This window comes from Paenibacillus ihuae (genome assembly GCF_001368795.1).
Lineage (GTDB): Bacteria > Bacillota > Bacilli > Paenibacillales > Paenibacillaceae > Paenibacillus_AQ > Paenibacillus_AQ ihuae.
This window is the reverse complement of sequence record NZ_LN831209.1, coordinates 24,518-47,618: the sequence shown is the minus strand read 5'-3', so window position 1 is coordinate 47,618 and position 23,101 is coordinate 24,518. Positions and strand designations below refer to the sequence as shown.

The following is a 23,101-nucleotide window of genomic DNA, read 5'->3' as shown; positions in this document are numbered from 1 at the left end:
TTCGCACTTTGTGTGATGAACCGAATGTCTAGCGGCAGCGTCTGTTTCACAGACGCATGTTTGGTGGCGATAGCGGAAGGGTTCCACGCGTACCCATCCCGAACACGACCGTTAAGCCTTCCAGCGCCGATGGTACTTGGACCGAAGGGTCCTGGGAGAGTAGGACGCCGCCAAGCACATGAAGCCATTGTTGAGTCATCGACAATGGCTTTTTTTGTTGTTTTATGGAAAACAAGAAATTAACTTAATGTCCACCCTATACGGACTTTCGTCCAAGAATTCGCTTACCCTGTGGCCATTTTCTGAATACCTCCTCTGATGATGTAATATTCTTGACAGGCCAAAAACCCTTTGCTAAGATGGCAATAATATATTTTTGGACAAGCATCTCAAACCTTAATTGAAGATCACAATTTGCACAACTTCGCTGTGATGGTCGATGTCTATCGGATATGGACTTTAGCCGGAGTTTCTTCATTTATAAAGTTTGCGGACGTTTAGAATAATGATATTCGAGGAGGAATGACCCAGGTGTGGGAAGATAAGTTTGGTAAAGAAGGACTGACTTTTGATGATGTGCTGCTGGTACCGCGTAAATCCGAGGTGCTGCCGAAGGAAGTGGATCTTTCCACAGTTTTGAGTAAAACTGTGAAGCTCAATATTCCGCTGATGAGCGCAGGAATGGACACCGTAACTGAAGCTGCAATGGCAATTGCAATTGCCCGTGAAGGCGGAGTGGGCATTATTCATAAGAATATGTCCGTGGAGCAGCAGGCTGAAGAGGTGGATCGCGTTAAACGTTCCGAAAGCGGCGTTATCACCAATCCTTTCTCCCTAACACCAGATCATCTGGTGTCCGACGCCGAACGGCTGATGGGCAAATACCGGATTTCGGGCGTTCCAATTGTAGACGAGAACAATAAACTGGTCGGCATTATTACTAACCGTGACATGCGCTTTATTCATGACTACAGTGCTCCGATCAGTCAATATATGACCCGCGACAATCTGGTAACAGCTCCTGTAGGAACTACACTCCAAGAAGCGGAAGTGGTGCTGCAGCGTCATAAGATCGAGAAGCTGCCGCTGGTTGACGATAATAAGATTCTTAAAGGTCTTATTACTATTAAAGATATTGAGAAGGCAATCCAGTTCCCTAACGGCGCTAAGGATGCCCAAGGACGGCTTCTGGTAGGCGCAGCTATTGGTATCTCCAAGGATTCACTGGAACGGACAAAAGCTTTGGTTGAGGCCGGTGTCGATCTGATCGTAGTGGATTCCGCACACGGACACCATATCAATATTATTGAAGCAGTACGCAATCTGCGTGCCCAGTATCCTGACCTTACCATTGTTGCCGGTAATGTAGCGACTGGAGAGGCTACACGGGAGCTGATTGAAGCAGGTGCTTCGATAGTTAAGGTCGGTATTGGTCCAGGCTCGATCTGTACCACCCGTGTTATTGCCGGTATCGGCGTACCGCAGATTACAGCAATCTACGATTGTGCAACGGTTGCCCGTGAATATGGCGTGCCGATCATCGCAGACGGCGGGATCAAATACTCAGGTGAGATTACCAAGGCTATCGCAGCTGGCGCTTCGGCGGTTATGATGGGAAGCCTGTTCGCCGGTACCGAAGAAAGCCCCGGGGAATCGGAAATTTATCAAGGACGTAAATTCAAAGTATACCGCGGCATGGGCAGCATGAGTGCGATGAAGCAAGGCAGTAAGGACCGCTACTTCCAGGATGATGATAAGAAGCTTGTTCCGGAGGGGATTGAAGGACGCGTTGCCTTCAAAGGATCACTGTCCGACACGGTTCATCAGCTGATCGGCGGACTCCGATCAGGTATGGGGTACTGCGGTACCAAGACATTAACTGAGCTGCGTAACGATACCTCCTTCATCCGGATTACCGGTGCCGGACTGCGCGAGAGTCATCCGCATGACGTACAGATTACTAAGGAAGCACCTAACTATTCCTTATAATCGGCCAAATTCGCTAAATTACGGACAGACAGGGCGAAATTCGTCCTGTCTGTCTTTTTTTGCAGGTACCCCTGTGTTAGAATAGAACAAGCAATGGATATGAACCAAAGGAGAGTAGTAATTTTGAAGCACAAGCGGAAATTCAGCAGCAAACAATTTGTGATCAAGACAGCGACAGTAGGTCTGCTTTTAAATATGTTAGCTTCTCCTGTAAGTTCAGTACTGGCCGATGCGGTGAAGACCCCGGCTACAACAGAAGCAGGTACTGCTGCCACAGACACCGCAACAGCCAAAGCAGCAGCTGCCAAAATCCCATCTGTAGAGTCATTAGGACTCAACGTGAGCTCGGCGGTATTAATTGAACCTACTACCGGTGAGGTGCTATTGTCTTATAATGCAGACGTAGCTTTGCCTCCGGCAAGTATGACGAAGATGATGACAGAGTATCTTGTAGCCGAAGCCGTGAAGAACGGACAGCTTACCTGGGACCAGAAGATCATTGTGCAGGAGAATGCTTCCCAGCAAATCGGTTCCCGGATCTTTTTGGCACAAGGTGATGAACATACAGTTAAAGAGCTTTACATAGCTATGGCAGTGGGCTCAGCCAATGATGCTACTGTTGCTTTGGCAGAACTGGTATCCGGCTCAGAGCAGCAATTCGTGACGCTGATGAACGAAACTGCTCAGAAGATGGGAATGAAGACAGCATATTTCATCAATTCGACCGGTCTTGACCGGGCAGATATGCCGGCCAAGTACCGTCCGGAAACGGACCGCGAAACGGTTATGTCTGCGATGGATGCAGCTATTCTTGCAAAATATATTGTAACTGATCATCCTGATTTCACTGAATTCACAACTATACAGTCCTATAAATTCCGTGACCGGGATACCAAGCCTATGGTTAACTATAACTGGATGCTTGAGGCTAATAAGGATATTGCCAACTTTAAGGCATACGCCTACCCGGGTCTTGACGGACTGAAGACGGGACATACTAGCAAAGCCGGCAACTGCTTCACTGGTACTGCCGTGCGTGACGGCATGCGTCTGATTAGTGTGGTTATGGGTGCTGATACAGAAGCGCATCGTTTCACAGAAACTAAGAAAGTGCTTGATTTTGGCTTCAATAACTTTGAGATCAAGCAGGTCGTGGCCGCGAAGTCGGTAATCACCGGCAACGAAACCGTGCCTGTACAAAAAGGCAAAAACAAAAGTGTATCCGTGGTTACGGATGCAGGTGTGACCTTCATGGTTCCTAAAGGAACGGTTTCACCACAAATCGAAACTGCCGTTACGGTTAATGATCCATCAACTTTGGTGGCTCCGATCCCCAATGCTACAGCAGTCGGTAAGGTAACCTATACTTATAAGGTTGAAGGCATGTCTCAGGTCCAGCAGAAGACAGTCAATTTGATTACAGCTGAGGAAGCAGAGAAAGCCGGCTGGTTCAAACTGCTGATGCGGGCAATAGGCGATTTTTTTGGTGATCTGTTTACAGGAATTAAAGATCTGTTCTAGAGCCAGCAATGACTTTAGGTAGATATATATCCGAGTAAATGGGTTGTATATATAACCGCCCTGCGGTAGAATTATTATTTAGATTCAGTCAGATTATTCGGGAGGCTTGGACATGGAAACTGGTACATCGAGAGTTAAAAGAGGCATGGCAGAAATGCAAAAAGGCGGCGTCATCATGGACGTCATGAATGCAGAACAGGCAAAGATTGCTGAGGCTGCGGGTGCAGTAGCCGTAATGGCTCTGGAACGGGTTCCTTCCGACATCCGCGCAGCAGGCGGTGTAGCACGGATGGCCGATCCTACAATTGTAGAAGAGGTTATCAAGGTAGTTAGCATTCCCGTAATGGCTAAAGCGCGTATCGGCCATTATGTAGAAGCTAAGGTTCTGGAGTCGCTGGGCGTTGATTATCTGGATGAGAGTGAAGTTCTGACTCCTGCCGATGAAGTTTTCCATATCGACAAGCGTGAATTTACAGTTCCTTTTGTATGTGGCGCAAAAGACCTCGGTGAGGCACTTCGCCGTATTAATGAAGGAGCTTCTATGATCCGTACCAAAGGCGAACCGGGAACAGGCAATATCGTTGAAGCTGTTCGTCACATGCGTTTCATTAACAGCCAAATCCGCAAGGTGACTAACCTGTCCAAGGACGAGCTGTATCATGAAGCCAAAACACTGGGAGTTCCTTACGAGCTTCTGCTTGAAGTTCACGAGCTCGGCAAACTGCCGGTTGTTAACTTTGCTGCAGGCGGTGTAGCTACTCCTGCCGATGCAGCCTTGATGATGCATCTGGGTGCGGATGGCGTATTCGTAGGTTCCGGTATTTTCAAATCGGATAACCCTGAGAAGTTCGCCCGTGCGATCGTTGAAGCAACAACACACTTCACCGACTACAAACTGATTGCTGAAGTATCCAAGAACCTCGGCACCCCGATGAAGGGGATTGATATTGCAACTCTGGCTCCGTCAGAACGCATGTCGGAGCGTGGCCGTTAATAGAGAGAAGGTTTCCCGGATGAAAATAGGAGTGTTGGCGCTTCAAGGCGCTGTAACAGAGCATATTGTCAGTATTGAGAAAACCGGAGCCGAGGGCCTTCCCATTAAGCGTGTAGAGCAGCTTGAGGAAGTTGAAGGACTGATCATCCCTGGCGGAGAAAGTACTACCATCGGCAAGCTGATGCGTAAATACGGCTTCATTGAAGCCATTCGTGATTTCTCAGCCCAGGCCAAGCCTATTTTCGGTACATGTGCGGGAATGATTGTGCTGGCGAAGAGAATTGCCGGTGGCGAACCTTCACATCTTGAGCTGATGGATATTACCGTTGCCCGGAACGCTTTTGGCCGCCAGCGGGAAAGCTTTGAGTGTGATCTGGATGTAAAGGGGATAAATGAGCCGGTACGTGCCGTCTTTATCCGTGCTCCGCTCATTAACGAAGTGGGTCCGGATGTCGATGTCTTGACGGTCTATAATGATGAGATCGTAACGGCGCGCCAGGACAACCTGCTGGTATCCTCTTTCCATCCGGAGCTGACCGATGATTACCGCCTGCATCAATATTTTGCTGATATGGTGAAGGCTAGTGTAGAAGCTAAACAATAGAACTGCATACAAGAACATCCTGACTCTTTCAATGCTGCAACAGCAATTTGAAAGAGTTTAGGCTGTTTTCAGGAGGGAAACTTTGTGCTAGATGTAAAAGTATTGCGCAGTGATTATGCCAAGGTAGAAGAGGCGCTTAACAAACGCGGGAAATCACTTGATTTGATTGCAGGCTTTCCACAGCTTGACTTGCGCCGGCGTGAACTGCTGCAAGAGACTGAAGGGCTTAAGAACCGTCGTAACATCGTTTCAGGCGACGTGGCTAAGAAGAAAAAGAATGGCGAGCCGGCAGAAGATTTGATTACTGAGATGCGTACGGTATCTGACCGGATCAAGGAGCTGGATGATGAAGTCCGCGATCTCGAAGTACAAATCGATGAGCTGACCATGAGCATTCCGAACATTCCTCATGAATCGGTGCCGGTAGGCAAATCCGAGGAAGAGAACGTTGAAGTGCGGCGCTGGTCGCAGCCAAGAGAGTTCGGATTTACGCCCAAATCCCATTGGGAGCTGGCACAGCAGCTGGATATCCTTGATTTTGAAGCCGCTGCCAAGGTTACAGGTTCAAGATTTGTGTTCTATAAGGGTCTTGGCGCCCGTCTGGAGCGCGCCTTGATTAACTTCATGATGGATCTTCACAGCGGAGAGCATAACTACGAGGAAATGCTGCCGCCATATATTGTAAATAAGGACAGCTTGTATGGTACAGGTCAGCTGCCGAAGTTTGAAGAGGATCTGTTCAAGCTGCGGGACACCGAATATTACCTGATTCCTACAGCCGAAGTACCGGTAACGAACTACTACCGCGAAGAAATTCTGACAGCTGCAGATCTGCCGAAATATCATGTTGCTTACAGCTCCTGTTTCCGTTCTGAAGCGGGCTCTGCAGGCCGGGACACCCGCGGGCTTATCCGTCAGCATCAATTCAATAAGGTAGAGCTTGTAAAGCTGACTACTCCTGAGACCTCATATGAGGAGCTTGAGAAGATGACGGCTGACGCTGAACGCGTGCTGCAGCTTCTAGAGCTGCCGTACCGGGTTCTGGGCTTGTGTAGCGGAGATATGGGCTTCACTGCAGCGAAGACGTATGATTTGGAGGTCTGGCTGCCTGAGAGCGGCATGTACCGTGAAATCTCCTCCTGCTCCAACACAGAGGACTTCCAGGCGCGCCGGGCTAATATCCGTTACCGTAAGGAGCCTAAGGCGAAGCCTGAGTTCGTTCATACCTTGAACGGTTCCGCATTAGCTGTCGGACGGACCGTGGCAGCTATTCTGGAGAACTACCAGCAGGAAGACGGCAGTGTGCTGATTCCGGAAGCGCTCCAGCCCTACATGCGCAATGTGAAATCGATCAGTCCAAAAATATCTCAATAATATGCTTGCGTATAATTAGGATAGTGTGATACAATTACTAATGCATGTGAAATTTTGATGCATTGGAGAGGTACCGAAGCGGTCATAACGGGGCGGTCTTGAAAACCGTTAGGGTGCAAGCCCACATGGGTTCGAATCCCATCCTCTCCGCCATATCCTTTTAAACTAATGAATTACAGATAGAAGCCGTCTTCTCCGGAAGGCGGTTTTTTTGTGGTCTTATGCCCCTCTAAATATCTGAATAGGGCTGGCAGTGGAATGAGTGCTCATCAAGCAGGAATAAAAAAACCCGTTTCTCCGCAATGTATTAGGGAAGGAGGGTGATTATAACAATGAACAGAGAAATGCAATTGGACCAGAATAGTCTGGTATCCGCGTGGCAGGAACGTTTGCCTGCTCTGATGGACAACGGGGACAGCTTTAGCCTGCAGGGGGATGCAGCAGACCCGAAGAGTCTGTTGATTCATTTTAACGCTGCCGGCCATCAGGCCTATTCCCTTGATTTCCGTTGTACCTATGTGGACAGCCGGGAGGTTGCCGTAGATTTGATTGATGTGGAGCAGGGAGGGCGCCATACTGACGAACGTACTGATGCCGTACAACAGCTCGCCCAGCAATATACTAGACAGATTCATGAGTGCGCCCAGGCGTTGCAGAATCTGACCAATCCATAGGAGGAATAGTGAGATGAGCAAACCCAAAAGTATACAGGTTCCCGGCGTAGAGACTAACCATGAGCATAGGGAGGAGCATCATTCCTCCGGGCCTAAGCCGTTATCCGGTTCTAAAAAGGTAAAGCAGGCTAACCATGTGGATCATCACAACCGGCAGGGATAAGATTGAAACCAGAGACGCGAATGAAACGTAATGTTTCTCGTATTTGCGAAATGGTTTATCATTAGGAGGGGAAATAATTTCTTTACATGGGAGAGGAGAACAATAATGATTAAAAAATGGGGATTGTCTGCTGCTGCATTGCTGCTTACAGCTGCAGTAATTTTACCCGGATGTGCCAGTAAAGAACAGGCGCCTAAGGAGGCTTTGAAGTCGGCTGCCACCAAAGCCATGACAATGACTTCTTATGAAATGCAAAGCAAGCTCACAGTGAATAATCTGACTATTGATGCACCTGCAGGGGAAAACGATGGAACTACGGGCATGGTGCTAAATATGCTGAAGAATGCGGATATCTCCGTGAACGGAGTTTATCAGGCCGATCCGAGGCAGACTGAATTAACACTGGTGCTGAATCTGAAGGGCGATATGGCCATGACCTTCAACATCCCGATGGTGATGACCGGGGAAACATTGTATATCAAAATACCTTCAATTCCGCTCTTACCGCTTCCTGAGACTATTGTAGGCAAGTTCCTGAAGATGGATCTGAAGGATTTAGCGGAACAGGAAGGTGTGGAGTTCAACCCTGAATCACTGGATACTAAGAAAGCGCAGGATCTCACCAATGAAGTGCTGAGCACGCTCCTGGGTGAGTATGATGAAGAGACCTATTTTTCAGACGTGAAGCTGGGGGATGCCGCATTGCCTGAGGGTGTAGAAGCCAACCAGGTTGTCCGGTTCGAGGTAACTAATAATAACGTCAAAGAAGCGATCACAATTCTTGTGAATAATGCATTACCCAAGATTATTGATATCCTGAGTAAAGAAGAATACAAAGAAATGCTGCAAATTGATGAGGCTGATCTGGCCAAAGCCAAGGAAGAGCTGCAATCCAGCGAGACCCGGGCAGAATTCGATAAAAGTTTGGCGGACCTGGGCAACTATCTCACAGTTAACAAGTTCCAGCTGAACACTGCAGTCAACAAGGATGATTTCCCGGTGTATCAGGATCTGCTGATGGACATTGTGGTTAAAGATCCGGAACAAGGCCAGAATGTCAGCTTGTCACTAACCGGAAGCAATCAATACAGTAAGATTAATGAGAAACAAACCTTCACGATTGGTATACCTGAGGGTGAGAATGTCATTACAATGGAAGAGCTGCAGCAGCAGTTTGGCGGAATGAGCACTTACTAATCCTTTTTATAATGAGAAAAACCTGCAGGAATGCGAATCGCTCGCGCTTCTGCAGGTTTTTTTGCGTGTTAAGGTCGGTTTTTCTCCGCTAGGAAGTCGTCTGCCAGGATGGCATAGGTCCGGTGATCCTGCCATTCCCCGTTGATCTTAAGGTAGCGGCGGGCGACACCTTCAGCCTGGAAGCCGGTTTTCTCCAGCACCCGGCGTGAGGCATCATTATGAAGCAGGATAGCTGCCTGCACCCTATGGAGCGCAAGGGCCCGGAAGGCATAGTCCAGAATCAGCCGGGCAGCGGCAGTTGTATAACCCTTGCCCTGGACGGTATGATCTATAAAATAGCCGAGGTCGCCATATTGTGCTACACCGCGTACAATATTGGAGATAGTGATCTGTCCGGCCAGTTGCCCGTCCAGCAGGAAGATACCAAACATATAGGCCCTGTCCTGGTCTGCATCGTTCATACGCTGGCTGATCAGCAGCTCCTGGCTTTCAAGTGTAAAATAATCGGCTTCACGCAGCGGTTCATACGGCTGGTGATGTTCCCTGTTACGCAGACGCAGCTGGAGCAGATCATTTGCGTCCTGCTTCTGCAGCAGGGAAAGATAGATGCCCTGAGCATTATTGTAAAGCTTAAATGACATGGTGCTCCTCCTTTTATCCGCAAGCGGCAGCGTAGATGATGGACTTTATTGCCTTGTGTACAATAACGGACTAGAGCTTCGACGGCCTCTGCCGCAACCGGCGGAAGAAGGAAGTCAGCAGCTCTGCGCATTCTTCCTGCAGGACACCTTGAATAACCCCGGTCCGGTGGTTAAATCTCGGTTCCTCCAGCAGGTTCATAAGTGTGCCGGCACAGCCTGCTTTGGGATCTGTGGTGCCGTAAATAGTAAGAGGCAGCCGTGACTGAACCATCGCCCCTGCGCACATGGGGCAAGGCTCCAGTGTTACATACAGCTGGCAGTCAAGCAGTCTCCAGGAATTCAGCGCTATGCTGGCTTCCCGGATGGCCACCATTTCGGCATGTGCAGTAGAGTCCAGCGTAGTTTCCCGCAGATTGTAGCCGCGTCCGATAATCTCGCCGTGACGTACAACAACTGCGCCGATGGGCACTTCGCCCAAGCTTTCAGCTTTTCGGGCTTCTGCAATGGCCTCTCTCATCCATAATTCATGAATCGCCAGCTCTTCTGCCGACAGTTCACCGGTTTGAATATTCAAGCTCATCTTCCCTTCTAATAACCCTCTTTGTACAACGAACAAATATTCGTTCTTAACAAATTGTGTATAACTCTGTGGATAACCGCCGACTTATACACAATATTGTGCACATCGCTATTTAATAAATTGTTTATATGTGAATAGCCTGTGGATGGTTTTCACCTTTTCTTCTTGCTATTGTAGAGAAAGCGCCTTTAAAATTCAATGTTTTATGGAGGAGAGCCATATTTGAAATGTCTTTTCAAATGGTTAGGCAAAAGGTATGATATTCATGAACACTCCGCTTGATTTTTTTACCAGCGGATAAGAGGTGAAAAAGCAGCTTGTCCATAAAAACTAAATTATCAGCTATTATTTTTGGTTCGGTATTGTTAATCCTGGCGCTCAATTTAACGCTGAACCTTTATACAGCACGCAATAACCTGCGCAGTGAAAGCGAAAATAATATGAGGATGACCGCTATGCAGATCGCGGTCTCCTTCGAGCAAAGCAACTACAGCTCCAATTATGTACAGCAACAAATGGCCCAGAATCTTCGGCTGGCTGCCATACTTGCTGCTGAGGAGCTTGACCCGGATATTAAGAATGTGAATAACAACCAGCTGAAGAGGCTGGCAAAAAAGCTTGGTGTGTCTAATATTTCACTTCTTGTCAAAACTGATGATGGCATTGTAGTGGCTAAATCCTCCGATCCTGCCGAGCTTGGGCTGTCTACTAAAGGCATGGATTATTGGTATGTAGCTTTGCTTGAGTTGTTTGCAGGTCAAAGAGTATCGGTTAGGCAAGGCCAGACCCTTGAGAATTTCTGGTCAGGGCCCTTTGAATTCTCTACCTCCACTCCCAAGTACATCGAGAAATGGGGATATTACCGCGATCCGTCGAGAAACTATATCATCGATCCTTATATCCGAAGTACGGCAGTGAGTGATTATGTGAGAATTATGGAGCCTGAGGAACTCATCATGCGCTCTAAGGAAGTCAATTCAGGACTATTAGAGATCACAGGCATTAACCCCAAAACCTTTGGTTCGAAGAGCATGCAGCCAGATGGCTCTGACAGTGTCAATTATAAGCTGCAAAACCGCCCGATTCAGTATGGAACCTATATTTATGGTAACGTTGAAGAGGATAGGGTAGCGATCATGGCAGCGCTGAGTAAGGATGCCCCGGTTACACTGGATACAGAAGCGCTAGGCAAAAGAGTGCTCAAAAGCTTTATCCCGATCAGCCAACCCGGCATCGATGACTATGTCATATGTGTGGTAATGGATTATTCGGTAATCTCTTCGGTAATTAAGAAGGAGCTGGTTAATAATATTACGACATCGGTGCTGCTGTTAGTCATCTTTTTCGTATGCAGCTATGCACTGGCTGGTGTTGTCACCCGTCCTATTCAGGATATCCTGCGTAAGGTCAGTGATGTTGCTGTTGGCAGGTTTGAGTCCCCGCTGAATGTGGACAGCCGTGACGAGCTGGGGCAGCTGGCCAGCCGGATCAATGCCATGACCTCACACCTTTTTCAGCACACGAATCAGCTGGGCATGACCCTTGAAGAGAACAGGGCGGTTAAAGAGCATCTGGAGTCGGTCATCAACGGCACCTCGGATGCGATTCATACCGTAGACATGGAGGGCCGGATCACTAGCACCAACAGGGCCTTTGAAGAGCTGTACGGCTGGAATGCGGCTGATGCAAAAATTAAGATGCCTTATCTTGTGCCGGCTACAGCGCAGAAGCAGGAAGAGGCAAGGCTGCAGGAGCTGAAGAATGGAGCTGTTCTGCCGCCGATAGAGACGTTCAGACTCAAGCGCGACGGATCGATTGTGGAGGTCAGCGTAAGTACCTCGATCATCCGTGATGAAGATGGCCGTCCGCAATCGTTTGTACATGTCTCGAGGGATATGACCGAACGCAACCGGATTGAGGAACTGCTGAGACGCTCTGAAAAACTGACTACTGTTGGCCAGCTTGCGGCCGGGGTAGCCCATGAAATCCGTAATCCGCTTACGACGCTCCGCGGATTCCTGCAGCTTCAGAAGGAGAAGGGTCTTCTTATACCGCTCCATATTGATCTCATGCTCTCAGAGCTGGAACGGATTAATATGATTGTGAGTGAATTTTTGATTCTGGCCAAGCCGCAGGCTGTCCACTTCCAGGAGAAGGATGTACGGTACATTCTGAATGATGTAATTTCCCTGCTGGGCAGCCAAGCCCATCTCTTCGGTATCGAATTTGAGTCGCAGTTCTCTGAGCAGCCTGCAATGGTACATTGTGAGGAGAACCAGTTGAAGCAGGTGTTTATAAATATCGTTAAAAATGCAATTGAAGCTATGCCTGAGGGCGGCACAATCACCGTTGAGCAGCAGACGGATGAGAATTCTGTTATTATTGTACTCTCGGACGAAGGCGAGGGAATCCCTGAGGATATGCTGCCTAAGCTGGGTGAGCCTTTCTTTACGAATAAGGAGACAGGAACAGGACTTGGGCTGATGGTCAGCCAGCGGATTATCCAGGCCCATAAAGGCAGTATGGAAATTCGCAGTGATTATGGCAGCGGGGCTGAAATTACAATTATACTGCCTGCAGCACGTGAGCCGGGACCCCAGTCAAGGATTGATTAAAGAACGGAGTGAAGACAGAAGTGAGAATTAATAAATTCATCAGTGAGACAGGATACTGTTCACGCCGTGAAGCAGACAAGCTGGTTGAGAGCGGGCGGGTGACCATCAACGGAGAGCGTGCTGTACTGGGCAGCCAGGCGGCTGAGGGTGATGAGGTCCTTATCGATGGAAAAGCGCTTGAAACGGGCAGCAAGGTCGTTTATATCGCTCTAAATAAACCGGTGGGCATCACCTCCACCACAGAAGCTCATATTCAGGGCAATATCGTTGATTTTGTCGGACATCATGAACGTATTTTCCCGATAGGCCGGCTCGACAAAGATTCCGAAGGCCTAATCCTGCTTACTAATGACGGCGATATCGTCAATAAAATATTGCGTGCTGAAGGTAAACATGAGAAGGAATATGTTGTAACGGTAGACAGACCGGTTACACCGTCCTTTATCACAGGGATGTCAAGTGGAGTCAAGATCCTTGGCGGCAAGACGCTTCCCTGTGAAGTGACACGGATAAGTGAGCGGGTGTTCCGCATCATTCTGACCGAAGGCAAGAACCGGCAAATCCGCCGGATGTGCAGCGCCTTTGGCTATGAGGTTAGACGGTTGCAGCGTATCCGTGTGATGAACATTCGCCTCGGAACACTGCAAACCGGTGAATGGCGTGATTTGTCAGCGCAGGAGAAGCAGGAGCTGGGAGCCATGTTAAATTATGAGCTGCAGTAGCTGCCAGGACAAAGAAACTGGATAATAGCCACAAATAAAGAGCTGTTCCGGCGGGAGATCCGCAGAACAGCTCTTTATTTGCACACTGACACTTATTTGCCGGAAGGAACAACGGTTGTATTATTCGTTGCCTCCTGATATTTACGAAGGATGGAGACCTCTACGCGGCGGTTCTTGGCCCGTCCGGCGGCAGTGGTATTGGGGGCAATCGGATGATATTCCCCATAACCGATCGGACTGAACTTGACGGGATTCAGGTTCGGGTTCAGCAGCAGTATTTTCATAAAATGAAGTGCGCGGTCTACGCTGAGATCCCAGTTGGACGAGTAGCTGCTGTTGGAGATTGGAATGTTATCCGTATGTCCCTGCACCAGTACATCATAATCGGGAAATTGCTGCAGCATGCTTGATATCGATTTAGCCAGCTGGCGGGAATCATCCTTTACTATAGCCTGTCCGGACGCGAACAGGGCGTTGTCGCTGATCGTAATCATTAGCTGTGACTGATTCAGCTTGGTGCTGAGCAGATCGCTAAGCCCGTTTTTATTAATATACTGATCGAACTGTTTCTTTAGCTTCTCGAGATCTTCCTGTTCCTGTTTACGCAGCTTTGCGAGATCTGATTCTCCTGTATTATCGGCAACAACGCTGTCCATTTTATCATGCTTGCCTTGATCGAGCTGGGACTGAGTGGGAGTCGCCGAGCGCTGATCTAGAATACCTGTTCCGCCATTCAATGCGCTACTGAAGGCCTGGCTCATTTCTTCAAATTTCTTGGCATCTGTAGCACTCATGGCATACATAACAAGGAACAGGGCGACCAGCAGTGTCATTAAGTCAGAATAAGGCAATAGCCAGGATTCGTCGGCATGCTCTTCGTGTTCTTCATGTCTAGTCTTTTTGCTCACTCGAGCCGCCCTCCTTGCTGCTTAGCTTGGCACGCTCCAAGGGTGTCAGGAAGACAGACAATTTCTGGTTAATGGCGATGGTTGAAACCCCTGATTGAATGGATAACAGCCCCTCCACCATCATCAGTCTGATCTGAATTTCCCTTTTGGAGATTCGCTTGAGCTTGTTAGACATAGGATGCCACATTACGTACCCGGTGAATATACCGAGTAGAGTAGCGATAAATGCACCGGCGATAGCGTGTGCCAGAACATCCATATCACTCATATCCGCAAGCGCGGCGATCAGCCCTACAACGGCACCTAGTACACCCAAGGTTGGAGCATACATACCCGCCTGAGAGAAGATCAGCGCTCCCGCTTTATGTCTGTCTTCTGTGGCATGGATATCTTCCATTAACACATCACGAACAAATTCCTGGTCGTTGCCGTCAATAATCATGCGCATTCCGTTTCTTAGAAAGTCGTCTTCGATTTCATCTACTTTAGATTCAAGTGCCAGCAATCCCTCACGGCGGGTAATGGAGGCCCATTCCATAAATAAGGTGATCAGATCGGATTTTTGCACCATTTTTTGCTGAATGAAGAGCAGTTTGAACAGTTTAGGGATGGTTTTGATATCTGACATTGGAAAGGCCATGAATACAGATGCTGCTGTTCCGAGAAAAATGATGACATAAGCTGCGGGGTTATTCAAGCTTTCAAGCGGGGCGTGTTTAAGTATCATTCCCCAGAGAACTGCAACTAGACCAAAGACCAAACCAAGTATTGTTGAAATTTCCATTTATGCACCTCGTCCATGAGAATTAAGATGTGATCCGTTATAACCGCATATCATCCTTGAACAGCGGCGGGACACCCTGTGTGGAATAAAATCACGTATATTCTTATTTATCGTCAGCATTCCCTTTTTTGTGAAGTCATTTTTTCGGCTATAATGGGTAAGGTAAGTAATTATTTATCTGTGGAGAAAACGGAGTGATAGACGTGGGTGTGAAGCACGGAAGAGATTATAGCGAGATCTTAAATGAACTGACGGAAGCCGTTGGGCGTATTTCCGACGGGTATCTATTCTTTGAAATGGAGCCGGACGAATGGCAGGAGCTGCCGCAGGAATCAAAGATGGAAGTATGGGAAGCGCTGGCAGAGGATCTGTTTTATGCGCTTGGCAATGAGCCTATGATTCAGGTGGGCAGCGGTGTTGTGATCTACGATAAGGAGACGCACCGGATCAACATTTTGCTTGGTGAGAAAGATTTGGCTTCAGTTGTTCTTGTCTAGAACGGATATTGCGGCAGCAGCAAGTTTGCCCGGCGGCTGCGGCACGTGGTAAAATTGAGGATGACGAGTGCTATTTGCCGGGAATTGAGAATACATTAAACCGAAAAAAAGCCTTCATCCTGGCGCATCCCTTGGTCTTTTAGAAGCTGAGGGATGTTTTGTTTAAGGCCTCATAGAGTAGCTAAAGAACTGGGCTGTACGTACTTTACTGCTAATTTAGTAAGGGAGGAAGCAAATTGCAATTTACAGAGGAAGAACTGCGTGAGCAGATAAGTAAGCTGGAGGGGTGGAAGCTGGAGCAGGGGGTTGTGGTGCGCAAATATATGTTCAACGAATATATGAAGGGCATTGCCTTTGTGGATGAAGTAGCCGCCATATCCGAGGCCTTCGATCATCATCCGCATATTACCATTGACTACAAGACCGTGATCCTGCGCTTATCGGCAAAAGAAGAGAGCGGCCTCGGAGCGCTTGATTTCCGCCAGGCCCATGAATTTAACGAAGCCTTTGAGAAAAACCGCTAGGACATTGTTCAATATATTGCATATAAAAATGCCCGTGTTCAGGATATCCATTTATCCTCACACGGGCATTTTGTATTGTGGGCTAGTTACTTCTTCTCTGCAAGCCATAGGGCGACGTTCGCGATTTCCTCAGGAGCCAGCTTATCCTTAAAGGAAGGCATTTGCCCGCGTCCCTTGGAGATGATACTGTAGATGCCCTCAGCATCGTGTTCGCTGCCCGCTTGCTGCAGACTCGGTCCTACATTACCCTGAAGCTGATCGCCATGGCAAGAAATACAACTGGCTGTGACAGCTGCTTCTGCGCTTGCGGCATCCAGTGTGACTTGTGGCATCGTAGGCTTACTCTCTTCTGCGACCTCTTCTTTGCCTGGCAGTGTAAACAAGAGCACTACCGCAAAGGCGCAGGCGGCGAAAAACAATCCGCTCATGATCCATTTTTGCATCTCCATCCGTCCCCTCCATGTAAGCTGCTTTCTTCATTATACCGAATGGTAAAGCGTTGTCATAGAGTTTGTGTCAAAAAAAGGAACGATTTTCGCTGCGTTATTTAAAAGTCACCCGTATTTGGTGTTATTTATCATAGACCATGCAATAAAAAGGCCTATCTCCACTTGGGGTGCGGCGTTCATAGGTGTCGGTGATGGTGAAGCCGCATTTCTGGTATGTTCGAATAGCCCGCTGATTCCAGGTTAACACCTCCAGATCGATTTCCCGTTCCGGGTAACGCTTCAGAGCAGCCTGCACAATGGCTTCCATGAATAAATGGCCCATTCCGTGACCGCACAAGTCCGGCCGCATACCGATGCCGAGCCTGACTACCCCCTCCATCGGGAACAGCTGTGCGAAGCCGCAAAGGCTTCCTTGCTGATTCACTACGGATACATACTGTTGACTGCGCAGAACCGGATCTCCGAATTCAATACCGAGCGCCTGCATTTGCTCCCAGGGCATCCATCCGTAAATATTATAGGGCGGCTTGTAATTCCACTCACAGATCTTCTCGGCGTGGCTGGGTTCCATAGGAACAACATGAAAAGTAACAGGGGAACTAATCATAATGGCACAGGCCTCCTTTCAAGAGGACAATACTCTATCTATATACTTAATTATATACACAACAGGCACCAGTCAACTCAGCAATTTTCAAAAACAGGAAAAACTTTACAAACGCCAAAAAATATTTTATGAAATGGCGGAAATTGAGGAGAATAGGTGTTTTACAGATGAGGGGAGGGGTAAGTAATTTTATAGACACAAAAAAAAGGCCTTCCCCAAGATTTCGGCAAAAATCCCGGGAAAGCGCCTCTCTCATAACCTTTTATTGCACATCATCATTATCTTGGGAATCTGTTGCAACAGTCTGATAAGCATCCGTGCTCATGATGCGTTTGGCGCCAACGTAGCGGTTGACGTAGTAGCTGTCACTCAGCGAGCTGATAGTTACACCTTTAGAAGATGAAGCATGTGCGAATTTGCCGTCACCGACATAAATACCTACATGGGATACGCCGCGGCCGCTTGTATTAAAAAATACAAGATCGCCTTCCCGCAGATTGTCTCGGGAGATAGCAGTGCCCATCTGGTATTGGGAGCCGGATTGATGCGGCAGGTTAATGCCAACCTTGTCAAATACGTACATGGTAAATCCGGAGCAATCAAAGCCGTTTGTCGATACACCGCCGGATACGTATTTAGTTCCGATGGCTTTGTCGATGACTTTATCCATTTTGGAATCGGCGAAAGCGCTTCCTGCTCCAATGGTAAGAACGATAGAAAAACTCAATACTACGGCTGCTAACTTCTTCTTCAAAAGTAAATACCCCTTCCAAATGCCTACGAGGTTAGCTTAAGGGTTCGGTTGAAGGTCCCCTATGACCCCTCTGTGAATAGGAGGTCAATTCACCCAAAAATTGGTTCCCCCGTTTCCCTTATCAATAAGGGAACTCGGCACGACTGTTGATTAGGATTAGCTGATTAATCAATATGACAAAACTTTTGTAAAACCCATTTGAATAATTACAAAAATGTTACTATAAGTTCACTGCGATAATTGTAACAAAGACAGAGCCAGTTGGCAATCACTTAAAACATATTAATGCATATTATTTGCACTTTTTAAGAGGAATATCTGCTAAAAAGGGCGCATATTCACACCCAGCATAAGCTATTTCTCAAAATAGGTTGGAATTTTTAGTAAAAAGGTGTTTCATGGACCTTGAATCGGTGTAAAAGGTAGAATAAGGAAAAGAAAAGGAAGAACCCGGAAATGATTACGGCAATAATCAGTTTCCGGGCCTGTATAAGTTACATTTTGTTGTTAGAGGCGAAATTGAGGAGAAGATTCAATCGTAAGCGACAGCCTGGTAAGCTGTTGTGCTCATTACACGTTTGGCGCCAACGTAGCGGTTGGCCCAGTAAGAATTGCTCATTGAAGTGATAGTAACGCCGCGGGAACTGGATGATTGTGCAAACTTCCCGTTTCCTACATAAATGCCGACATGGGATACCCCGCTGCCAAAGGTATTGAAGAATACAAGGTCGCCGGAACGGAGATTGCTCTTGGAGACGGCGGTTCCTACGCTGAATTGTGCTTTAGAAGTGCGCGGCAGGGTAAGACCCACGTTCTTGAATACGTATTTGGTGAATCCAGAACAATCGAAGCCGGCAGTGCTTGTGCCCCCGGTTTTATACGACGTTCCCAGCGTTTTAGTAATTACGGTGTCCATTTTGGAGTCGGCAAATGCGCTTCCTGCCCCCAGTGTGAATACCATCACAAGACCTAGCGCTGCTGCGGTGCATTTCTTCTTAAATTTGGTGCGGAAAATATTGTGACTTTTCAAAAGATGTACTCCTTCCAAGGCCTGCGAGGTTAGCTTAAGGATTCGGTAGAAGGTTCCCCTATGACCCCTCTAAAGCGAGATCAATTCACCCAAAATATGGTTCCCCCACTTCCCGGTGCTGGGAATTTGGCGATTTATGCACCAGAACAGTGACTGCGTATCGACAATGTTGAAGTGATTAAGATATATACATTTTGTCAAAATAGTTTCAAAAGATTACAAAGTTGTTACCGGTGGTACAGGCATCATTGTATCAAAGGTTTTATAGTTTTGCAAATCCCCCGGAATCTCCGCCAAAATCCCCGGTAACGAGCAAAAGAGTCACACCCCTGTGTCCGGGATAGTGACTCTTTTAATATGCCGTTTTAACTGCCAAATTATTGTGGGAATGTTTTACTGCTCCATAGGTGGTATTGTGCGGCGATTCCCCACATTTTGAACAGCGTAGAGGGGAGCGGTGAGAATTGCCGGAACAGCAGGGCTGACATGCCTGGGCACAGCAGTGCGGTTGCAAAACCGAGCAAAAGGGTAAGCAGTCCGCCGGAACCAAGCAGGAGGGAAGCGCCGGTAGAGGGGAGCAGCACCTTTAGATAAGCCAGCACTGCGGAGAACATGCCGGTTCCGGCGGTGTAGCCGAACTGCATGTACAACAGAACTATGCGGATGCAGTACAGATATAGCAGCCAGGCAAGCAGATATGGAACCAGCCTGAGCAGCAGCTTGTAGTCAAAAATACCGCTTAACAGCAGCGTGTACATTTTGGGTAGCAGCCAATAGAGCGGCAGCGCTGAGAGAACCCATTCGGACAAGCTGAACGCCAGCACCGGCAGCCCGTAAAGCTTCATACCGGGGAAAAAGAACAGTCCGCGTTCACCTTTACGCTCCTGATGCAGCTCATGCAGCAGTCCGGCGCGGATGAACGGGGAGAGCAGCAGCCGGATCGCGGATAGTGCCAATAGCATCCAGAGCCAGCGCTGGACACCGGGATCGCCGCTGAGCGCGAACTGCCCCTCGATATAATACAACAGCCTCCCGATACCGCTGCCTCCGGCGTGGATATCAGGATAACGCAGAAGAACTGGGATGATTGCTGACCTGATGAACCTGTACAAAAAATAGCCCCAGAGCAGCCGGTAGATAAATAGCAGAATCAGAATATAAAATTGCTCCTTCATGCTGATCCAGCCGCGGGATATCGCTCTTTTCACAATCCTTCACCTCACCAGACAAGAGTTCCGAGCAGAGTTTCAAGCAGTTTGGTTGATACTAGCGTCCAGCGGGAGAGTGTCTTCGGCGCAAGCTCCGCCAGCATGAAATTATTAAGGTGCTTGCTCTCCAGCAGAATGGAATGGTCAGGATCAATCTCTACGGACATAAGAGGCGCTTTGTAGGTTAGCTGAAAATTGGCCGTCTTCTGCCCGCCGTTCCAAATTTTCCGTATCGTGTATCCGTCCGAAAAGGTGAATTTGATGGGTACATCAGCATACTGGCTGCCTTTGTTGCTCACCTTTACCATGAATTTATAACGGCCGTTCTCTCCCTGTGCGCTACTCTTGGCGATGCTGGTCTTTATATGGTCCACAGAGAAATCGGGAGACCCGCCGCTGTATACATATTGGTCGAAATAAGCCTGCCATGATTTTTGGGTTACCTTCTCTACGATCTTTTGGAAATCGCCTGTAGAAGGGTGATGAAACCTGAACTTGCGGGCATACGCCAGCATTATAGCGTCCATGGTTTTGGTTCCGGTCTGACGTTCGATATCCTTAAGCACCAGCTTGCCGCGGATGTACACATTGCGGGTATAACCGTCAGGGGTAGTGTATTTCCAGGTTTCCAGATTAAGCGGCTGCGAGGTGGACACAAGACTGGCCTGCAGGGCGATATTGGAGGAAACGCCGTATTCCTGCTCCATCAGGCGGTCTTCTGCATAGGAGGTGAAGCTTTCATCCAGCCAGGCCTCTTCAAACTCGTTGTTCGCCACCATACCGTAAAAATACTGATGGCCAATCTCATGGATGACAGTGCGCTCCAGCGAGGTGCCGGGTGAGCTTTCGGCTGCGCCGAAGGCGGTGACCAGTGTCGGATACTCCATTCCGCCTGCACCATTCCCCTCTTTGGGCGGTACGATAATAGATAATGTGGAATAAGGGTACGGCCCGTACCATTTGCTGAAAGCGGTCAACGCGGCCTTAGCAGCCTGGAAATAGCGCTCCTGCAGATCCTTGTGCAGCGGGTCCAGATATAGCTTGATCCGTACACCTGGTACATTCGGGGCGGAGAAGGCCTCCTCAGCAACCACGAAATCCGGGGAAGCGGCCCAGGCGAAGTCATGAACATCATCTGCGTAAAATTGATAGATCTTCCGGTCCTGCTTGATCTGGGCGCTTTTTACCGGAAAGCCGGTTGCCCCAACTGTGTAGTTTGAGGGGACTGAAATGGTAACATTGTAAATCCCGAAATCGCTGTAAAATTCGGAAGTGCCATGGTACTGGTGTAAATTCCAGCCTTCCTCCTTAACTCCCCTAGTCCCTTTAGGCTCGTAGACGCTGAGTTTGGGGAACCACTGCCCTGCCATTACGAAGTTTCCTGCAGTTCCCATGCGGGCGAATATTTTCGGAAGCTTGACCTCAAACCGGATTTTGAGGGTTACGCTTTCTCCGCCGTTCACCGGCTGCGGAAGATGTACCTTTACAAGCGTCTTATCGTTTACATTTCCGTCATCGGGCTGCACATGCTGCAGACGCTGCATAAGTGAGACTCCCTCGGTGGTCCGCAGGTCGGTAATGGTCATGCTGCCGAATCCGTCCGCCGGCATTGTGTCCCCGCGCAGCTCGCCTCCGGATTCCTTCATAAACGTAGTTTTTTCAGAAGCAAAGGCATTGGGGTAGAGATGGAAATAGAGCTCTTGTACAGGCTTTAGACCCGGGTGGGTCCAGGTTACCGTCTCGGAGGCCTCAAGTGTGCCTGTATCCGGGATCAGCCGTACATCGATATGGTACTCGGCAACACGCTGGCTTAAAGCCTCAGAAACCGGTAGCGGCTTACTCTCGGGAAGTTGTGGCTGCGCAGCTTTGGACTGAGGCGCGGCAGCGGGGGACTTGGCCGCTTTTGGCGCAGCAGCGGACAGAGCGGCAGGGCTGTGCCCTGAAAGGACCCATATGGCGCCTCCCAGCAGGGTAAGGGCGGCCAGGGTCGCAGAGATGATCATGTACCTTAATGAAAGTGGCTTCATAACTGTGATTCCTCCCGTGACAAGCATCTACGGGATGTATATGTTTGCATTCGCCGCATTATTAGCTAAAATTAAATTATTAGTGAAAGGGAAGGATGTGCACTTGTGGATAACGTACAACCGGAGGGCAAGAAGCAGATTGCCTTGAATATTGTGAACGCGAAGAGCAAGCATAAAGGCTTCGGCGCCGGGTCCATTGATCTGAATAACGTATCGCCAGTCATCATTGACGGCGGTGAAGCGGTTATCGATATCGGTGCCATGCATGCCAAGAGCAAAGTGGAGAAGGGAATTAAATTCTCTACGAACCGTGAGGATGTTCCGGCTGGAAGACAGGTTTGGGTGGTTTGGGTGGCGGTGGACCGTACGCCGGAAGGCCAGCTCTACGGAGGCATTACCGCCTGTGAAATGTGGATTGACTCTGAGGCGCGCCGCGGCTGGAAGATCCTTGCCGATCATGTGGATAAGCTGGACGCCGCCCTGAAGCGCAAGATTATTCTGGATGGACTGGGTGCAGCGGACAAGGCAGCGCTGAAATCACTGCTGATCTCCCACAATGAGGAATGGTGGGCAGCCACTTCCGATGAGTTGAAGTCTGCTCTAGCTGAATAGAAGCAAGCAACATCCTGCAAGGTTAACATGAAAAGGCTTGGACCTTCGTAATCAGAAGGTCCAAGCCTTTGTTATATTGGATGAGGGATCAAGGATGTTGTAACCGAACACTATTTGCCCGTTGCACTGATCTTGCGTTTAAGCTGGCTTACTCTGGCCTGGCTGATGCCAAGCACCCCCGCGAGCTCCTTCTGGTTGGCGTACGGGTGCTCCGCCATAGCCTTCTCCAGACGCTGGCTCATTTCTTCGGTTTTCGTTCTCCTGCTGTTACGGATAGATTCATCTTCAGCAGGGCCTTCAAGCGGTTCGGCTTCCTCAGAGAGGCGGCCCGGATCTCCCAGCTCCTTGAGACAATTGTTGCAGATAAACTGATCCTTGTAGTAGGTCACGTGGTCGAGGCTCCGGCAGAAAGTGCATTCCGTTGATGTGTACTTTCGTAGAACGATGATCTCCTCATTCAGGATGAAAAATTCGATAGGGTCCCCTATGTCGATATTTCGTGTCATGCGGATTTCTACAGGAACCACAATTCTTCCAAGACTGTCTAAACTCCGGATCATGCCTGTATCCTTCATCTCATGTCCCTCATTTACATCAATATATTTTTTTGCGGATATATACGATTAT

The 23,101-nt window shown here is 48.6% G+C and carries 24 protein-coding genes, 1 tRNA gene, 1 rRNA gene and 2 riboswitches; of the genes, 15 read left to right on the top strand and 11 right to left on the bottom strand.

The window, feature by feature from the left end; genetic code table 11:
* Positions 1-59: 59 nt before the first annotated feature.
* The 10 genes from rrf to AQR02_RS30860 all read left to right on the top strand — a co-directional run bounded on the left by rrf (position 60) and on the right by AQR02_RS30860 (position 8,516).
* Positions 60-176, top strand: a 5S ribosomal RNA gene (gene rrf, locus AQR02_RS30905).
* Between the two features lie 355 nt (positions 177-531).
* Positions 532-1,989 carry an IMP dehydrogenase gene (gene guaB / locus AQR02_RS30900; protein ID WP_054944096.1) on the top strand — a complete coding sequence of 486 codons (1,458 nt, stop codon included), beginning with the start codon at positions 532-534 and terminating at the stop codon, positions 1,987-1,989.
* 99 nt (positions 1,990-2,088) lie between these two features.
* On the top strand, positions 2,089-3,510 hold the full coding sequence (locus tag AQR02_RS30895) for a D-alanyl-D-alanine carboxypeptidase family protein (protein WP_054944102.1): 1,422 nt from the start codon (positions 2,089-2,091) through the stop codon (positions 3,508-3,510).
* Positions 3,511-3,622: 112 nt separating this feature from the next.
* Positions 3,623-4,504, top strand: a complete 882-nt coding sequence (gene pdxS / locus AQR02_RS30890; RefSeq protein WP_054944095.1) for a pyridoxal 5'-phosphate synthase lyase subunit PdxS — start codon at positions 3,623-3,625, stop codon at positions 4,502-4,504.
* Between the two features lie 19 nt (positions 4,505-4,523).
* Positions 4,524-5,108 carry a pyridoxal 5'-phosphate synthase glutaminase subunit PdxT gene (gene pdxT, locus AQR02_RS30885; protein WP_054944094.1) on the top strand — a complete coding sequence of 195 codons (585 nt, stop codon included), beginning with the start codon at positions 4,524-4,526 and terminating at the stop codon, positions 5,106-5,108.
* Between the two features lie 84 nt (positions 5,109-5,192).
* On the top strand, positions 5,193-6,482 hold the full coding sequence (serS, locus tag AQR02_RS30880) for a serine--tRNA ligase (protein WP_054944093.1): 1,290 nt from the start codon (positions 5,193-5,195) through the stop codon (positions 6,480-6,482).
* 64 nt (positions 6,483-6,546) lie between these two features.
* Positions 6,547-6,635 (top strand) — tRNA-Ser (locus tag AQR02_RS30875).
* A 179-nt stretch (positions 6,636-6,814) separates the two neighbouring features.
* On the top strand, positions 6,815-7,156 hold the full coding sequence (locus AQR02_RS30870; protein ID WP_054944092.1) for a hypothetical protein: 342 nt from the start codon (positions 6,815-6,817) through the stop codon (positions 7,154-7,156).
* 13 nt (positions 7,157-7,169) lie between these two features.
* Positions 7,170-7,319, top strand: coding sequence for a small acid-soluble spore protein P (locus tag AQR02_RS30865; RefSeq protein WP_054944091.1), 150 nt, complete (start codon positions 7,170-7,172; stop codon positions 7,317-7,319).
* Positions 7,320-7,424: 105 nt separating this feature from the next.
* On the top strand, positions 7,425-8,516 hold the full coding sequence (locus AQR02_RS30860; RefSeq protein WP_054944090.1) for a hypothetical protein: 1,092 nt from the start codon (positions 7,425-7,427) through the stop codon (positions 8,514-8,516).
* Between the two features lie 68 nt (positions 8,517-8,584).
* On the opposite strand, the gene AQR02_RS30855 is transcribed toward AQR02_RS30860, so the two are convergent.
* Positions 8,585-9,157: a GNAT family N-acetyltransferase gene (locus AQR02_RS30855; RefSeq protein ID WP_054944089.1), complete on the bottom strand. Its 573-nt coding sequence runs from the start codon at positions 9,155-9,157 to the stop codon at positions 8,585-8,587.
* Between the two features lie 70 nt (positions 9,158-9,227).
* A complete protein-coding gene (gene tadA, locus AQR02_RS30850) occupies positions 9,228-9,731 on the bottom strand; it encodes a tRNA adenosine(34) deaminase TadA (protein WP_280818682.1) in 504 nt (167 codons plus the stop codon).
* A gap of 323 nt (positions 9,732-10,054) precedes the next feature.
* Here tadA and AQR02_RS30845 point away from each other — a divergent pair, with 323 nt between their 5' ends.
* Together AQR02_RS30845 and rluF are read left to right on the top strand one after the other, a co-directional pair.
* Complete coding sequence (locus AQR02_RS30845; protein WP_054944087.1) at positions 10,055-12,352, top strand: ATP-binding protein; 2,298 nt, start codon at positions 10,055-10,057, stop codon at positions 12,350-12,352.
* A gap of 20 nt (positions 12,353-12,372) precedes the next feature.
* Complete coding sequence (gene rluF, locus AQR02_RS30840; RefSeq protein ID WP_054944086.1) at positions 12,373-13,074, top strand: 23S rRNA pseudouridine(2604) synthase RluF; 702 nt, start codon at positions 12,373-12,375, stop codon at positions 13,072-13,074.
* A 92-nt stretch (positions 13,075-13,166) separates the two neighbouring features.
* Here the strand turns inward: rluF and motB are convergent, their stop codons facing one another.
* Together motB and motA are read right to left on the bottom strand one after the other, a co-directional pair.
* Positions 13,167-13,982 carry a flagellar motor protein MotB gene (motB, locus tag AQR02_RS30835; RefSeq protein ID WP_054944085.1) on the bottom strand — a complete coding sequence of 272 codons (816 nt, stop codon included), beginning with the start codon at positions 13,980-13,982 and terminating at the stop codon, positions 13,167-13,169.
* Positions 13,966-14,766, bottom strand: a complete 801-nt coding sequence (gene motA, locus AQR02_RS30830; protein ID WP_054944084.1) for a flagellar motor stator protein MotA — start codon at positions 14,764-14,766, stop codon at positions 13,966-13,968. The genes motB and motA overlap by 17 nt, the downstream gene beginning before the upstream one ends.
* A 203-nt stretch (positions 14,767-14,969) precedes the next feature.
* Between motA and AQR02_RS30825 the strand changes: the two genes are divergently transcribed.
* Both AQR02_RS30825 and AQR02_RS30820 read left to right on the top strand, forming a co-directional pair.
* The gene (locus AQR02_RS30825; RefSeq protein WP_054944101.1) at positions 14,970-15,263 is read left to right on the top strand and encodes a hypothetical protein; all 294 of its coding nucleotides are present in this window, start codon (positions 14,970-14,972) and stop codon (positions 15,261-15,263) included.
* A gap of 236 nt (positions 15,264-15,499) precedes the next feature.
* A complete protein-coding gene (locus tag AQR02_RS30820; RefSeq protein WP_054944083.1) occupies positions 15,500-15,787 on the top strand; it encodes a 4a-hydroxytetrahydrobiopterin dehydratase in 288 nt (95 codons plus the stop codon).
* 86 nt (positions 15,788-15,873) lie between these two features.
* Here the strand turns inward: AQR02_RS30820 and AQR02_RS30815 are convergent, their stop codons facing one another.
* From AQR02_RS30815 to AQR02_RS30785, 6 genes are all read right to left on the bottom strand, one after another.
* Positions 15,874-16,230 (bottom strand): c-type cytochrome, encoded by a 357-nt coding sequence (locus tag AQR02_RS30815; protein ID WP_054944100.1) that lies wholly within the window; start codon positions 16,228-16,230, stop codon positions 15,874-15,876.
* Positions 16,231-16,357: 127 nt separating this feature from the next.
* Positions 16,358-16,843 (bottom strand): GNAT family N-acetyltransferase, encoded by a 486-nt coding sequence (locus tag AQR02_RS30810; protein ID WP_054944082.1) that lies wholly within the window; start codon positions 16,841-16,843, stop codon positions 16,358-16,360.
* A gap of 262 nt (positions 16,844-17,105) precedes the next feature.
* The gene (locus AQR02_RS30800) at positions 17,106-17,597 is read right to left on the bottom strand and encodes a C40 family peptidase (protein WP_054944080.1); all 492 of its coding nucleotides are present in this window, start codon (positions 17,595-17,597) and stop codon (positions 17,106-17,108) included.
* A gap of 5 nt (positions 17,598-17,602) precedes the next feature.
* Positions 17,603-17,747, bottom strand: a riboswitch (cyclic di-AMP (ydaO/yuaA leader).
* A 382-nt stretch (positions 17,748-18,129) separates the two neighbouring features.
* Complete coding sequence (locus AQR02_RS30795) at positions 18,130-18,558, bottom strand: C40 family peptidase (protein ID WP_054944099.1); 429 nt, start codon at positions 18,556-18,558, stop codon at positions 18,130-18,132.
* A gap of 72 nt (positions 18,559-18,630) precedes the next feature.
* Positions 18,631-18,769: riboswitch (cyclic di-AMP (ydaO/yuaA leader) on the bottom strand.
* 235 nt (positions 18,770-19,004) lie between these two features.
* Positions 19,005-19,835 (bottom strand): hypothetical protein, encoded by an 831-nt coding sequence (locus AQR02_RS30790; RefSeq protein ID WP_054944079.1) that lies wholly within the window; start codon positions 19,833-19,835, stop codon positions 19,005-19,007.
* 11 nt (positions 19,836-19,846) lie between these two features.
* Positions 19,847-21,862, bottom strand: coding sequence for a M1 family metallopeptidase (locus AQR02_RS30785; RefSeq protein WP_054944078.1), 2,016 nt, complete (start codon positions 21,860-21,862; stop codon positions 19,847-19,849).
* Positions 21,863-21,967: 105 nt separating this feature from the next.
* Here AQR02_RS30785 and AQR02_RS30780 point away from each other — a divergent pair, with 105 nt between their 5' ends.
* Complete coding sequence (locus AQR02_RS30780) at positions 21,968-22,474, top strand: YwhD family protein (protein ID WP_054944077.1); 507 nt, start codon at positions 21,968-21,970, stop codon at positions 22,472-22,474.
* Between the two features lie 110 nt (positions 22,475-22,584).
* Here AQR02_RS30780 and AQR02_RS30775 read toward each other — a convergent pair whose 3' ends face one another.
* Positions 22,585-23,049: an AbrB/MazE/SpoVT family DNA-binding domain-containing protein gene (locus tag AQR02_RS30775; protein WP_054944076.1), complete on the bottom strand. Its 465-nt coding sequence runs from the start codon at positions 23,047-23,049 to the stop codon at positions 22,585-22,587.
* Between the last annotated feature and the right edge of the window lie 52 nt (positions 23,050-23,101).

What these genes read in the sequence shown, in the direction of transcription:
- AQR02_RS30860 (WP_054944090.1), top strand. Translation starts at nt 7,425, where the DNA reads ATGATTAAAAAATGGGGATTGTCTGCTGCTGCATTGCTGCTTACAGCT.
- pdxS (WP_054944095.1), top strand. Translation starts at nt 3,623, where the DNA reads ATGGAAACTGGTACATCGAGAGTTAAAAGAGGCATGGCAGAAATGCAA.
- AQR02_RS30870 (WP_054944092.1), top strand. Translation starts at nt 6,815, where the DNA reads ATGAACAGAGAAATGCAATTGGACCAGAATAGTCTGGTATCCGCGTGG.
- motA (WP_054944084.1), bottom strand. Translation starts at nt 14,766, where the DNA reads ATGGAAATTTCAACAATACTTGGTTTGGTCTTTGGTCTAGTTGCAGTT.
- AQR02_RS30865 (WP_054944091.1), top strand. Translation starts at nt 7,170, where the DNA reads ATGAGCAAACCCAAAAGTATACAGGTTCCCGGCGTAGAGACTAACCAT.
- AQR02_RS30855 (WP_054944089.1), bottom strand. Translation starts at nt 9,157, where the DNA reads ATGTCATTTAAGCTTTACAATAATGCTCAGGGCATCTATCTTTCCCTG.
- AQR02_RS30815 (WP_054944100.1), bottom strand. Translation starts at nt 16,230, where the DNA reads ATGCAAAAATGGATCATGAGCGGATTGTTTTTCGCCGCCTGCGCCTTT.
- AQR02_RS30785 (WP_054944078.1), bottom strand. Translation starts at nt 21,862, where the DNA reads ATGAAGCCACTTTCATTAAGGTACATGATCATCTCTGCGACCCTGGCC.
- AQR02_RS30795 (WP_054944099.1), bottom strand. Translation starts at nt 18,558, where the DNA reads ATGGTATTCACACTGGGGGCAGGAAGCGCATTTGCCGACTCCAAAATG.
- pdxT (WP_054944094.1), top strand. Translation starts at nt 4,524, where the DNA reads ATGAAAATAGGAGTGTTGGCGCTTCAAGGCGCTGTAACAGAGCATATT.
- AQR02_RS30810 (WP_054944082.1), bottom strand. Translation starts at nt 16,843, where the DNA reads ATGATTAGTTCCCCTGTTACTTTTCATGTTGTTCCTATGGAACCCAGC.
- AQR02_RS30775 (WP_054944076.1), bottom strand. Translation starts at nt 23,049, where the DNA reads ATGAAGGATACAGGCATGATCCGGAGTTTAGACAGTCTTGGAAGAATT.
- AQR02_RS30895 (WP_054944102.1), top strand. Translation starts at nt 2,089, where the DNA reads ATGAACCAAAGGAGAGTAGTAATTTTGAAGCACAAGCGGAAATTCAGC.